A 14,048-nucleotide genomic window follows, 5' to 3' on the forward strand; every position below is an offset into this window, starting at 1 on the left:
ATACAGAATTGCATAATCTGAACAGCGCTTATACTTCGATTTAATGTGGATTTCTGCTATTCTATGCAACTTCCGTTTTTAAACTAACCATATTCGAGGCAGAGATGACGCACAATAACGCTCAATCGACTTCTGAACACACCATTTCCGAAAACGATTTAATTGCACAGCGTCATGCCAAGTTAAAGCAAATCGAAGCGCACGCAGAAGAAACAGGTAAGAGCCCTTGGCCAAATACCTTTAAGCGTGAGCATTATGCTCAAGATCTACAAGACCAATTTGCCGATCAATCGAAAGAACAAATTGAATCTGGCGAAAAGGTACACGTAAAAGTTGCCGGTCGTGTCATGCTTAACCGTGGTTCATTTATTGTGATCCAAGACATGACAGGTCGTATTCAATTATATGTTGCACGTAAAGAACTTGCGCCTGAAGTCCTCGACACCATTAAGAGCCTTGATCTTGGTGATATTATTGCCATCGAAGGTTATATCGGTCGTTCGGGCAAAGGTGATTTGTACGTTCACATCGAACATTTTGAATTGTTGACTAAATCGCTTCGTCCGCTGCCAGATAAATTCCATGGTTTAACTGATACTGAAGCGAAATATCGTAAACGTTACTTAGATTTAATCGTAAACGAAGATACACGTCGTACGTTTGAAATCCGCGCACAAGTGGTTTCAGGTATCCGTTCATTCTTATCAAACAAACGTTTCATGGAAGTTGAAACACCAATGATGCATGTGATTCCAGGTGGTGCATCAGCGCGTCCATTTGAAACACATCACAACGCATTAGACATGCCTTTGTTCTTACGTATTGCCCCAGAGCTTTACTTAAAACGTTTGGTAGTGGGTGGTTTTGAACGTGTGTTCGAAATTAACCGTAACTTCCGTAACGAAGGTGTATCAACACGTCATAACCCAGAATTCACCATGATTGAATTCTATCAAGCCTATGCAGATTATAAAGACTTGATGGAACTCACTGAGCAAATGCTAGAAAAACTAGCCATTGATATTTTGGGTTCAACCGATGTGCCATATGGCGAAGAAGTGTATAGCTTCAAAGGTCCATTCAAGAAAATCTCAATGTTTGATGCGATTCTTGAAAACAACCCACAATTTACGCCTGAAAATGTGGCAGACCGTGAATTCCTTGCCAACTTCGTTCAAAATGAATTGAAAGAACAAGTAAAACCGGGCTTTGGTCTAGGTAAACTTCAAACGATCGTATTTGAAGAAACCGTTGAAACCAAACTTCGTCAACCGACATTCATTACAGAATATCCAGCAGAAACATCTCCATTGGCACGTCGTAATGATACCAATCCACATATTACGGATCGTTTTGAATTCTTCATCGGTGGTCGTGAATTGGCAAATGGCTTCTCGGAATTGAATGATCCAATCGATCAAGCAGAACGTTTCCAAGCTCAAGTTGCTGAAAAAGACGCAGGTGATGATGAAGCAATGCATTACGATGCTGACTTCATTGAAGCACTTGAATATGGCTTACCGCCAACAGCAGGTGAAGGTATTGGTATTGACCGTCTTGTGATGCTATTTGCGAATGCTTCAAGTATTCGTGATGTGATTTTATTCCCGCATATGCGTCATAAAAACGTTTAAGTTGTAACGTTCAAAAAAAACCCGTCATGTGCGGGTTTTTTTTATTGCGCTATTTTATGATAAAAATTTTCTGCTAAAAATGACAGACAAAAAAAACGCAATGATTGGGGTATTCATTGCGTAGAAAAAGGAAATTTGTTTACTGCATCTGTGGAGATATTGATGCTGCTTCCTGAATATGTAGCTATCATAATATTTGCAACTACCAATAACATCAGTCTTCATGTTAATAGATGTTAACTATGGTAAACATTGTGAAGAAAATGTGATGAATAATGCATAAATTTCATTCAAATTAGGCATGAAATGAAAAAAGCCCTTCATTTGAAAGGCTTTTTTATCAAGTGAGGTGAACTAGATTTAGATTAAAAGTGGAATACACCTAAACCTGACTTCACTTCATCTAAGGTTTGTTGCGTGATATCACGACATTTATCTGTGCCGGCTTTTAAAATGTCCATGATGTAGTCAGGATCTTTTTGTAGTTCAAGACGACGTTCACGAATTGGAGTGATCAGTTCTTTTAAAACACCTTCAAGGCGTTTTTTCACTGTACCATCACCCAATCCACCACGACGATAATGTTCTTTCAGTTCTGCGACTGCTTCTTTGTCTGGATCGAAAGCATCAAGATAAGTAAACACCACATTGCCTTCAACTTGACCTGGATCTTCTACACGTAAGTGATTTGGATCGGTATACATTGCATTGACTGCTTTTTTAATATCTTTGTCAGTCGCATCAAGCACAATGGTATTGCCTAAGGATTTTGACATTTTTGCTTTGCCATCAAAGCCCGGTAAGCGACCGACATTAGACAGCAATGCTTTACATTCAGGGAGTAATTCTTGACCAATTTGACGGTTCAAACGACGCACGATTTCATTGGTTTGTTCGATCATTGGAATTTGATCTTCGCCCACAGGCACGACAGTCGCTTTAAATGCCGTAATATCCGCAGCTTGTGCCACTGGATAGCATAAGAAGCCCGCAGGAATATCACGCTCAAAACCACGCATCTGAATTTCAGACTTAATGGTTGGGTTACGTTCTAAGCGAGAAACCGTCACAAAGTTAAGATACAACATCGTGAGTTCATTTAATGCAGGTAAACCTGATTGAACGCAAATGGTTGTTTTTGTAGGATCGATACCAACTGCTAGATAATCTGTTGCCACTTCAATGATATTGCGACGTACTTTTTCAAAGTTATCGGCATTATCGGTAAAAGCTTGTGCATCTGCCAACAATAGGTGTTGGTGATGAGAATCTTGTAAGCCTACACGTGAACGTAATGAGCCCACAAAGTGACCAAGGTGAAGTTGTCCTGTCGGACGGTCGCCAGTCAAAATCACTGGACGATTATCTAGATTACTCATTATCTATCCTAAATCAGTCGTCTTCACGACATTTCTATTGCAACGAATGCAGACATTGTACGGTATTCTTTTTTCGAATGTCAGTCACATTAAAAATCTGGGTAAAAAAATTCATAAGATTTAAACAACTAAATACAATTATTTTAAAGCATTCGATTAATATGGTTGAAAAGACCCTGAGAAAACAACAATGGCCGGCAGCTTATTACTATTATTAGATGACATCGCAACACTCATGGACGATATTGCCCTCATGAGTAAAATGGCAGCCAAAAAAACCGCAGGTGTATTGGGTGATGATTTAGCCTTAAATGCCCAGCAAGTCAGTGGCGTCAATGCGGACCGTGAATTGCCTGTGGTATGGAAAGTCGCCAAAGGCTCATTACTGAATAAATGTATCTTGGTGCCCTTGGCATTACTCATTAGTTATTTTGCCGGTTGGCTGATTAATCCATTATTGGTGATTGGTGGTTTGTTCTTATGCTATGAAGGGGCAGAAAAAATTATTCATAGCCTACATCATCGAAAAGCTAAAGATACAGATACCGCGGAAGCGCGCGTTGCCAAAGCAGAAGTTGACTTGGTTAAATATGAAAATGATAAAGTGAAAGGTGCAATTCGTACCGATTTTATTTTATCAGCTGAAATTGTAGTGATTACCTTGGGCACGGTCGCAGCAGCAACCATGACAACCAAGATTATGGTACTCAGTTTAATTGCCTTGCTCATGACTGTTGGTGTTTATGGCTTTGTTGCCCTGATTGTGAAAATTGATGATGCCGGCTTGTATTTAATTCAAAAAAAATCGGACTTTCAGCAAATGGTCGGGCGTGGCTTATTGGCCTTTGCACCTGTGCTAATGAAACTGTTATCGATTGTGGGCACCGTTGCAATGTTCTTGGTCGGTGGCGGTATTATTAATCATGCGGTGCCGTGGATGCATCATTTTACGGAAGAAAGTGTCGAGCATGTACAAGAGCTGCCTGCACTTGGCAATATTTTAGGTGCATTAACACCGACTTTAATTAACTTTGCAGTTGGTATTTTGGCAGGTATCTTGGTGTTGATTGTGGTGAGTGTTTTTTCTAAATTTTGGCCAAAAACAAAAAAAGATGCAGCGTAATTCATTAAAATAGAAAATGAAATTGAAAAAAGGATAAGGCTATGCGTTGGAAAGGTCGTCGAGTAAGTTCGAATGTAGAAGATCGTCGCGGTGGTGGCGGTGCAAAAGCAGGTGGGATTAGTATTGTGGGGCTAATTGTGGCTTTTGTGGCATGGAAGTTTTTAGGTGTAGATCCACAACAAGCCTATCAAACCACCAAGCAAGTCACCTCAGGACTATCGAGTTCAACAGAAACGCGTGGTTTAGATAATCCAACGCCTGAGCAGCAAGAATCGATTGATTTTGTGGGGACTGTTTTGGCTGATACTGAAGATACATGGAATCAAGTCTTCCAATCGCAGTTGAATCAACAATATGTCGCGCCTAAATTAGTCCTTTTTAATGGTTCTGTGAATTCAGCTTGTGGTGCTGCAGAGTCTGCGATGGGACCGTTTTACTGTCCGGGCGATCAAAAAGTTTATATTGATACTGCGTTCTTTAAAGATATGCGTAATCAGATGGGGATTACAGGTGAGCAAAATGCTACAGAGTTATCCCGTGATGATCAGGCGGGCGATTTTGCACTCGCATACGTCGTTGCCCATGAAGTTGGGCATCATATTCAGACTTTACTTGGCATATCGTCACAAGTTCAGCAGGCACGTCAGCAAGCCAATAAAGTACAAGGCAATCAATTGTCAGTGCGTCAGGAATTACAAGCTGACTGCTTCGCAGGCGTGTGGGCGTATCATAACCATGAACGTACTCAATTTTTAGAACAAGGCGATGTGCAAGAAGCCATGGATGCTGCACATAAAATTGGTGATGACTACTTACAAAAACGTGCAACGGGGCATGTTGTGCCAGACAGTTTTACCCATGGGACCAGTGCACAACGCGTACAGTGGTTTAATACGGGTTTAAAATCGGGTCAAATGTCGGCGTGTGATACGTTTAAACAAGGCGTTTAATCACACTTCATATGATCGTAATAAAAGAGGAGCGTAAAGCTCCTTTTTTATTTACCGATAAAACGTCTAAAGTTCTTCAAAATTTTAAAACTAATAAAGAGTGCTGCCAGTGCAAATAAACCAACGCCAAACACCACATATTTTAAGTTGTGAATATCATTTTGGTAGAACTGCTGAATCTCTTTTTCTGAAAAAGTGAAATCTGACGTTTGGCCTGTACGCGTATCTACATAATTGACATGCTGAATATAGCTCGACTGACCGATCTTGATTAAATCAACAGTGTTAATTTGGCGGCTATGCGTTTGATTGTCATCATTAGAGCAGAGTTTGGTGTAGTGCTCACAACTTGATTTGGCAATATATCCATTCCCTGCAATTAATACGAAAAGTGCATTGTCTGGCTTTTGGTTATTGGAAACCAATACAAACTGTTCTTTGGCAGAACTTGTTAGAGATAATGTTTGAGCCTGTTGATATTTTTCATCTGCATGAATGATGTCATTGATCTTAGTCACACACGTCATCAGTAGTGATAGCGTAATCATAAAAATAACAGCAGCGAAAAATAGTCGGTAAATCAGTTTTACAGTTTGATGCATGGGAGAGTCTTTTTAAAAGTCAAAGTCGATTGCAACGTCAATCAGAATTCGTATGTTAAAGCAACAAATAGGAAAACTGAAAACAAACTTAACTCAATATGATAAAAAATGAGGGTAAAATTATTTTTTCAAATATTTGGATACATTCTATTCCGATATTTAAATTGTCTAGCAGAATATCCAATCCCCAAACCGCACTATAAGGAAACCCGATGGGAAGTTTCTTTTTCTTACAAGTTTTGTCAGTCGTATTTGCACTTTCTATTGCAACCACGATGTTCAATAAGCGTGTCCTTGGTTTTCCGCAAGCAATTGGTGTTCCTATTGTATCTGCAATTTTTGTATTTATATTGCAATGGGGTGCGAGTTTATTACACGGTAATCCTTTCTTTAATATCAATATTGTTAATATTGAAAAAGCTGTCAGAACCATTGATTTCTATGACTTTTTAATCAATGGTGTGATTTGCTTTATCTTAACCTCCTCGGCTTTAAAATTTAAAGTTTCTGATTTACGCAACCATTGGAGACCCATTGGTATTTTAGCCAGCGTGGCTTTGGTGTTCTGTGCAGTCTTCTTTGGTTTAGTGCTGTATGGCTATCAATTCTTAATTGGTAAGCATGTCGATCTTTTGGTCTTGTTACTGCTCGGTGCTGCGTTAGGTGCAACGGATCCGATCGGGATTAAAGGCGTACTCAGTTCCGTGCGTGCACCGCATCATTTAATCGTTAAGCTTGAAGGTGAATCACTCTTTAACGATGCCATGTGTATTGCATTGTTCATGACCTTGTTTAATGTCTTGCAAGGCGAGAATTTTACCGTCATCGGTGTGTTGCAAACCTTACTTTATGAAATTGTCGTTGCAGTCTTGATTGGTTTGGTATTCGGTTTTGCCATTCTAAGAATTTTACGTGGCAAACATGAAATGGAATCGTTGATTCTCACTACCGCTTTATTGGCCTGTGGTTCTTATTTAGTCGCGTTACTTGCTCATGCCTCTGCACCAATTGCATGTGTGATTGGCGGTTTGATTGTCGGTAATAAGTGGAAAGAAATTCTTGCTCGTTCTGACATTGAAGACGTGAATCATTTTTGGCATACCGTCGAAGGTATTATCAATTCATTCCTGTTTACCCTCATTGGGCTTGAACTGTTTATTTTAGATTTAAGCACCAGCTTGGTTCTAGGCGGTATTGTTGCCTTTATCATTTTGCATGCTGCTCGATTCGCTGCCAATCATTTGTCTTTCGCACTGTTCCCAAGTATGCGCAAGAAAAGCTATAACGGCAGTTTGACCATTCTGTCATGGGGTGGGGTACGGGGTGGTATTTCATTGGCACTCATTTTAGCAGTCGCCAATATTCCTGAACTTGAGGAATACAGCAGTATCTTGGTGGGTTATACCTTTATTGTGGTACTTCTGTCAGGTTTGGTCTGTGGTCTTGGTTTGCCTGCCGTGATGAATGCTTTTTATTACAATCCGAATGAAGAGAAAGAGGGCTTCAAAGGCTGGTATCAACGCATGTGCCACAAAATGAATCGTAAAAAATTCCAATATCTTGTCGGTGAAGATCGTCATGGAAATGAAATTATTACCGTCTATAAATCTGAAAATCTGATTGATGAAAAAGCCGAAGATGGTGTAGCTTCTTTGCATAATCCGGAAAAAGTACAAGAAGTGAAACGTTTAGAAAATCCAAATAATTTCTAAAGGTCACGGTTAAATTGCTTTACTTTAAAAGAGAATCTACGGATTCTCTTTTTTGTTTTATAGTAGGCAGCGAGATGGTTCAAGGTGCACTTAACATGACTGATACTTCTGATGAACTCGCAAGATTAATTTTTGCAGTCGTGGATTGTATTCCGTATGGCAAAGTTGCTACCTATGGTGAGGTGGCAAGACTGGCAGGCTTACCTCGACATGCACGTTTGGTTGGACGTGTACTGAGTCAATTGGATGATGAGAGTGATTTGCCTTGGCACCGCGTGATCAATGCACAAGGCCAAATTAGCTTAAAGTGATCTAATGAGTTAGGGCAAAATGTGCAATATCTACGTTTAATTGCAGAGGGCATCGCCTTTAAAGGCAATAAGATCGATTTAAATATGCATTTATGGTTAAGTCAGCATATTTATAATATCACTCCATCTCAATGCGATGATAAGCACACGGTATTAAGATGGAAATGAACCTCAGAAATTTATTTGCGTACAACCAATACTGGAATATCCGTTTCGCCTAAAATACTTTGTGCGACACTGCCTAAAAAGAATTTTTTCAATCCTGTTCGTCCATGTGAACCTATCACAATAAGGTCTGCATTTAGGTTTTTAGCAGCTTTAATAATCTCAGTGTAAATGACTTGACCTTCTAATAACTGTGTATCCACGTGTACACCTTGAGCTGAAAGTCGATCCGTTGCTTCTGCGAGTGTCTTTAGAATTGAGCTACGTGCACGCTCAATCAACTGATTGGTTTGTGCCGCAGTAATATATTCCGCTGCAATATAAGGGTCTAGAGTCAGGACTTGTACCAAGGTAATTTTGCTATTAAATGCCTTTGCAAACTCAGCAGCTTTATCAAAGGCTGCATATGCTGTTTCTGAACCATCAATCGGTACTAAAATATGTTGAAAAGCCATCATTTTTCTCCTTATAAACGCTCAGTTTTTGACTGTATTTATGTTCTCTAGATGATCATAGCGCGCTTTGCAGTAGAATAAAACCAAGTAAATCCCTATGAATTGTATGTATTTTAAGTTTTCGTTTTTTCAATATTTTATGGTGATTTTACTATTGCAAATAGTGCATGCCAAAATAAAAGAGCGGATATAAAAGGGGATGTGCTTTTTTTATTCTTTTACCGTTAAAAGTTAGGGGGGGATAAAATACTCGATTGAAGCATATTATTCACATTGAATTTGTGACGGATCGAGTCGAATTTGAGGTGCAAGCCGTTCAAAGTTTTCAATAATCATCGGGGTTTCTTCATCATATAAGCGCTGTTGAAGTTGCATGATCTTCTTTTGTGACACATGTTGTTGTGCACAATATAAGGCAATTTGATTTTGCTGACTCACTGCTAATCGTTTTGCTGCATCGTACTCACTAAAACGATAAAGCTGCTGTTGCGCTTTACTCAGCTGCACCAAGCTGCGCTTTTGTTGCATGCTTAATAGCGTTTGCTGGTTGATCCATTGAGCCACATCACGCCGCACACCATTATAATTTACAAAGATAGGCGAAATGACTTGGCAAGCCGTTAAGCTGATAATGCTACTGAGAAGTAATATATATTTCATTTTTTAAAGAGCATCCATTTTTTGCGTCATTTTGCGATTAAATATGTGAAAAACATTATAAAAATAACACTTTTGTATGAATTATAGCTCGCGCTATTGCATTTGCATAAAGACTGAACACTTAAGGATGAAAAGACTTGACGGCATACCCTTAAATTACGATAATGCGCACACAGTTTACGGCTATGTAGCTCAGTTGGTTAGAGCACCGCACTCATAATGCGGGGGTCACAAGTTCAAGTCTCGTCATAGCCACCATTTTAAAAGACCAAGCTCTCAGCTTGGTCTCTTTTTTTGTCTGATGAAAAGTAAAACAATCCTTTCATTCAATTATTTTACAATTCCAATAATCTCTTTCTAAAGATAATGCGATCTTCTAAAGCAAAAAAAAATCGCCTAGTTTTCACTAAGCGATTTTGATTCATCAATAAAAAGCAGAATTAGATGCCCGCTTTCCATCCATTGACAATTGGGTAGCGACGTTCACGACTAAAAGCACGTGAACTGATGCGTGGACCAATTGCGCCTTGACGACGTTTGTATTCATTCACATCAACTAAGCGAATCACTTTCTGTACCACTTCGGCATCAAAACCTTTGGCAATGATGTCATCTTGGCTCATGTCTTCTTCGATATATGCATACAAAATAGCATCAAGTACATCATAAGCGGGTAGTGAATCTTGGTCCTTTTGATCTGGACGAAGTTCCGCAGAAGGTGGGCGTGTAATAACACGTTCAGGAATCACTGGGGTTTCTGAAATGCTATTACGATATTTCGCGAGTTCAAACACAATCGTTTTATAAACATCTTTCAATACAGCGAAACCACCGACCATATCACCGTAAAGGGTGCAATAACCGACAGACAGTTCAGACTTGTTGCCTGTTGAAAGTACAAGATTACCGAATTTATTTGAAAGTGCCATCAGCAAGGTGCCGCGTGAACGCGCTTGCAGGTTTTCTTCGGTGGCATCTGCAGGTGCATTGCCAAAGAATGGGAATAGCGTTTGCATAAAGCCGTTTACAATTGGATTGATTTCCGCAATACCAAAGGTGACACCCATATTTTTCGCTTGTTCAGCTGCATCTTCAACACTGATTTGCGCGGTGTATTTGTAGGGCATCATGACTGCTTGTACTTTATCGCCACCAATGGCATCAGCAGCAATGGCTAAGGTGAGTGCAGAATCAATACCGCCAGATAGACCTAAAATGACACCAGGGAAACCTGAACGTTGTACATAATCACGTGTTGCAAGTACTAAGCTTTGATAGATTTCCGCCATAGTATCAAGCTGTGGCGTAATTAAACCTTTGCTAAATTCGTGTTGAGTAGCATCAAAGTCAGCAATGTATACACCTTCTTGGAAGCTTGGCGCTTGAAGTGCAATTTCACCCGATTTGTTCAGCACGAAACTTGTACCATCAAATACAAGATCATCTTGACCGCCGACTTGGTTGCAATACACCAAGTTAATATTCAACTCTTTTGCCAAAGCGGACATGGTTTCAATGCGATGCTGTGGTTTACCCACTTCATAAGGCGATGAATTCAGTACCAAAGCGGTATTGATATTCAGTTGTGCCAATTGTTGAACCGTTGGCAATGACCACACATCTTCACAAATCAGAACGCCAAATTTATGCCCAAGATAGTCAAATACTAAGTGTTGATGACCTTCGGTGAAATAACGTTTTTCATCAAAAACGCTATAGTTTGGCAGAATTTGTTTGTTATAAACACCGAGTACTTCGCCATCTTTCATCACGGCTGCGGAGTTATAGCGTAAACCATCTTCAGTTTGATGAACAAAACCAAACACCATGACAATGTCTTTAACTTCAGACAATTGTTTAAATGCTTGTTCCGTGCGTTTGGTTACGCTCGGGCGTAGGACAAGATCTTCTGCAGGATAACCAATGGTTGAAAGTTCAGGGAAGATAATAATTTGCGCGTCATCTTTTTTAGCCTGATTGGCTTGTTCAATCATTTTTTGGGTATTTGCGTCAATATTGCCAACATGTGGAGAGAATTGTGCAAGGGCAATTTTAAAACTTTTCATTCCAACTAAATCCTATTCCTATAGGTAAACGCACTAAGGTGCTGAATTTTATAATTTTAAGTATTCAGCTGAGTACGTTTGCGACTTAAAATATGCCAAATGGCTAAAATTTAAAAAACATCATGCTTGTATGATATTTAAGTCTTCATTTATAAAGCGAGAAATATCAGACTGCGCTTATTTTATCGAAATTTGACTGAGAAGCCAGCAGTGTTTTGATTGATTTATATATCTACACTGAATTAATCATGAAAAACGTGTCTAAATGTACAGGATTAGTAGGTACTTGTTTATTCAATTGTTTAATGAACTTACATGATGATTGGTTAAAAATATGAAGATATACATTTTAGCTATGACTGATAGTCGGTTTTTAAGATGATATTTGGGATTTTCTTCAGGTAAATATCGCGCGCGATATCACCTTGCTGTTCAATGTTGTAATCCCAGAAGCTTTTATTTGCTTGCAGAGTATAACGATACGGATCATAACGTTTAAAGCTTAAAAAATAAGCACTTTGTAGTAGCGCACCTTTGAGTAAGACAGCAATACCTTGTTGATGCTGATAGATATGGGTCATTTCATGAATAAACAGCGCTCGATAACTTTCCGATTCAAGTGAATAGTCACTTTTATAGAGCAAATTACGCACATGAATATAGCCTGTCGGTGCCATCAGCACATTTTTGGCTTGCCAAGGTAAAAATGGGTGATTCATGATGCGGACATTTTCATAATGAATTTGATTAGCAAAAACCCCTTGGCAAAGTTGAATTTCACCCTCGGTTAAGCTGCGACATTTAAACTGTTTAAAACGAATCAATTTGAGCAGCCAATAGAAAAATATATTCATAACAATCCGCAGGGTTTAAAAGGCTCAATACAATTATAACCGTCAATAAACAATATTGAATCGAATCTCTTGATAAGGGCTCTGACCCCAATTGATAAAGCTGTGGTCTATGCGGCTAAATTTCACTGAATATTGTTAGACATGAACGATCAAAGTTAATTTTTGCCAGTTTAAAGGTGATTTATGCAAATGGCTTGATGCTGATTATCGCTTAATTTCTCTTATCTCTCGGCTTTTAAGCCTAAATGACAACAAAATTTTTCATATAAAGAAGATGAATAAGAGGTGATTATGAGCATATTGCACCGTATAAAAACCAGTGTTGCAAAACGTTGGCCGATTTCTGAATTCGATGCTACACAGCAATCACCGATTATTCCGATACGGCATATGAAATTTGATTTTGAAGCGGAAAAGATTGATCACCACTTTTTCTTAAATGCTGAATTAGCCAGTGCTTATTTTGCTTCGCTCTCTATTTTTTTAACCTATGGCGAAGACTTAGTGATTGATACCGCGCGTTACCACCGTGATCTCTTGACCGATCCAGTATTGCAGCAGCGCGTCACCTCACTTATCGGTCAAGAAGCTTTACATTCTAAATTACACGAAGAGCTAAATGATGCTTTTCGTAATACAGATTTACCGGTAACACTGTTCAGGCATGCAGCAGAATTTGTCTTTGGTTATGGTTTTAATCGCTTACCGCAGCCAATGAAATTATCCCTCATGGCAGGAATTGAGCATTTTACCGCAGTCCTTGCCCAGTACATGATGAATCATGAAGAGATCTTCTTCGAATCGAGTGATGAAAAGCAACGTGCGATTTGGATGTGGCATATGCTTGAAGAATCAGAACATAAAGATATTGCTTACGATGTTTTTCAAAGCCTTTCCAATCAATATTTACTGCGGATTGCAGGCTTTTTCCCTGCACTTATTACGATTTTAGTGCTGATTTCTGCTGCATCACTTGTGGTGCCCTTTTATCGTAAACCCTCCAATTTGATTAGCATGCAATATTGGAAAGATGTACCACGTAGTTTCAAACTGATTTTTGGTTTGCAAGATGGTGTATACGGCAGTACATGGGCGCATATTTTTGATTATCTACGACCGAGCTTTCATCCCAATGATCACGATACGTCGGACTTTTTAAGCTATTACAAAGAACGTTTATTGCATCCTGAAACAGGTGTTTTGACGCCTTATTTTGTTAAGGAATTTACACCTCGGCTCAAAGTTTGATTGTTCAGTTAGGTAATAAGAGGTGAAAGATGGGAATCTTGAAGAAAAAGAATCAACCGAGTCAACATGCATATGCAGTGGTCACGGGTGCGGGAAGTGGAATTGGACGAGAGTTTTGTATTGAATTAGCGAAACGTGGTGGTGCAATCGTGTGTGCTGATATTGATGTATCAACTGCACAAGCCACGGTTGATATGTTGAAAACACAATATCAATGTCATGCTTTTGCAGTCCAATGTGATGTAGGGGTGTCAGAACAGGTTGCTCAACTTGCAGAGCAGGCAGAACAGTTGCTTGGTCATGCTGTAACTTTAGTCATTAATAATGCAGGCGTGGGATTGGGTGGTAAGTTTGATGAAACCAGCTTAGCCGATTGGCAATGGTGTATGCACGTCAATTTATGGGGCGTGATTCATGGTTGCCATTACTTCGTCCCTAAACTCAAACAACAGGGGGGAGGTGCAATTATCAATATTGCTTCTGCGGCTGCTTACACGGCAGCACCTGAAATGAGTGCATACAATGTCACCAAGTCCAGTGTCTTGGCTTTATCTGAAACGCTTTCATCGGAGTTAAAGCGTAGCAATATTCGTATCAATGTGGTCTGTCCGACCTTAGTGCCGACCAATATTATGAAAAATGGGCGCTTACCTCAGCATTATTCTGCTTTAGCGGATGATTTGCTCAGCAATCATGCTTTTGTCAGTACTGAAGATGTCGTGAAAAAGGCGCTTCATCAGCTCGACCGTGGCAAGCTATATACCATTCCACAACCCGATGCCAAAATTTTCTGGTGGCTAAAGCGTGCTTCTCCAAGTATGTATGTCAAAGTGTTGGGAATGGGTTATCCCATTTTTATGAAATATGTACAGAAAAAATGAGTAAGACA

General features: G+C 39.5%; 12 protein-coding genes, 1 tRNA gene and 1 pseudogene. 8 read left to right on the forward strand and 6 right to left on the reverse strand.

The window, feature by feature from the left end; all coding sequences use genetic code 11:
* The first annotated feature begins 104 nt into the window (after positions 1–104).
* Entirely contained in the window at positions 105–1,634 is a 1,530-nt protein-coding gene (lysS, locus tag GFH30_RS03780; RefSeq protein ID WP_153370971.1) for a lysine--tRNA ligase, read from the forward strand.
* 365 nt (positions 1,635–1,999) lie between these two features.
* Here lysS and trpS read toward each other — a convergent pair whose 3' ends face one another.
* On the reverse strand, positions 2,000–3,013 hold the full coding sequence (gene trpS / locus GFH30_RS03785; protein WP_153370972.1) for a tryptophan--tRNA ligase: 1,014 nt from the start codon (positions 3,011–3,013) through the stop codon (positions 2,000–2,002).
* A 190-nt stretch (positions 3,014–3,203) separates the two neighbouring features.
* Between trpS and GFH30_RS03790 the strand changes: the two genes are divergently transcribed.
* On the forward strand, positions 3,204–4,136 hold the full coding sequence (locus tag GFH30_RS03790; protein WP_153370973.1) for a DUF808 domain-containing protein: 933 nt from the start codon (positions 3,204–3,206) through the stop codon (positions 4,134–4,136).
* Between the two features lie 41 nt (positions 4,137–4,177).
* Entirely contained in the window at positions 4,178–5,086 is a 909-nt protein-coding gene (ypfJ, locus tag GFH30_RS03795; RefSeq protein ID WP_153370974.1) for a KPN_02809 family neutral zinc metallopeptidase, read from the forward strand.
* A gap of 47 nt (positions 5,087–5,133) precedes the next feature.
* Here the strand turns inward: ypfJ and GFH30_RS03800 are convergent, their stop codons facing one another.
* Positions 5,134–5,688, reverse strand: coding sequence for a hypothetical protein (locus GFH30_RS03800; protein ID WP_153370975.1), 555 nt, complete (start codon positions 5,686–5,688; stop codon positions 5,134–5,136).
* Positions 5,689–5,900: 212 nt separating this feature from the next.
* On the opposite strand from GFH30_RS03800, the gene GFH30_RS03805 reads away from it, so the two are divergent.
* Complete coding sequence (locus tag GFH30_RS03805) at positions 5,901–7,400, forward strand: cation:proton antiporter (protein WP_153370976.1); 1,500 nt, start codon at positions 5,901–5,903, stop codon at positions 7,398–7,400.
* Positions 7,401–7,495: 95 nt separating this feature from the next.
* Positions 7,496–7,879: pseudogene (locus GFH30_RS13515) on the forward strand (MGMT family protein).
* Positions 7,880–7,890: 11 nt separating this feature from the next.
* On the opposite strand, the gene GFH30_RS03815 reads toward GFH30_RS13515, so the two are convergent.
* Positions 7,891–8,331, reverse strand: a complete 441-nt coding sequence (locus tag GFH30_RS03815; protein ID WP_153370978.1) for a universal stress protein — start codon at positions 8,329–8,331, stop codon at positions 7,891–7,893.
* A 264-nt stretch (positions 8,332–8,595) separates the two neighbouring features.
* Complete coding sequence (locus GFH30_RS03820) at positions 8,596–8,991, reverse strand: hypothetical protein (protein ID WP_153370979.1); 396 nt, start codon at positions 8,989–8,991, stop codon at positions 8,596–8,598.
* A 181-nt stretch (positions 8,992–9,172) separates the two neighbouring features.
* On the opposite strand from GFH30_RS03820, the gene GFH30_RS03825 reads away from it, so the two are divergent.
* Positions 9,173–9,249, forward strand: a tRNA-Met gene (locus tag GFH30_RS03825).
* A 182-nt stretch (positions 9,250–9,431) separates the two neighbouring features.
* Here the strand turns inward: GFH30_RS03825 and GFH30_RS03830 are convergent.
* Positions 9,432–11,057 carry an NAD+ synthase gene (locus GFH30_RS03830; RefSeq protein ID WP_153370980.1) on the reverse strand — a complete coding sequence of 542 codons (1,626 nt, stop codon included), beginning with the start codon at positions 11,055–11,057 and terminating at the stop codon, positions 9,432–9,434.
* A 353-nt stretch (positions 11,058–11,410) separates the two neighbouring features.
* Positions 11,411–11,911: a hypothetical protein gene (locus GFH30_RS03835; RefSeq protein WP_153370981.1), complete on the reverse strand. Its 501-nt coding sequence runs from the start codon at positions 11,909–11,911 to the stop codon at positions 11,411–11,413.
* Between the two features lie 291 nt (positions 11,912–12,202).
* On the opposite strand from GFH30_RS03835, the gene GFH30_RS03840 reads away from it, so the two are divergent.
* Entirely contained in the window at positions 12,203–13,159 is a 957-nt protein-coding gene (locus GFH30_RS03840) for a metal-dependent hydrolase (RefSeq protein WP_153370982.1), read from the forward strand.
* 29 nt (positions 13,160–13,188) lie between these two features.
* Positions 13,189–14,040 carry an SDR family NAD(P)-dependent oxidoreductase gene (locus GFH30_RS03845; protein ID WP_153370983.1) on the forward strand — a complete coding sequence of 284 codons (852 nt, stop codon included), beginning with the start codon at positions 13,189–13,191 and terminating at the stop codon, positions 14,038–14,040.
* The last annotated feature ends 8 nt before the right edge of the window (positions 14,041–14,048 follow it).

The sequence above is a fragment of the Acinetobacter wanghuae genome (assembly GCF_009557235.1).
Classification (GTDB): Bacteria; Pseudomonadota; Gammaproteobacteria; order Pseudomonadales; family Moraxellaceae; genus Acinetobacter; species Acinetobacter wanghuae.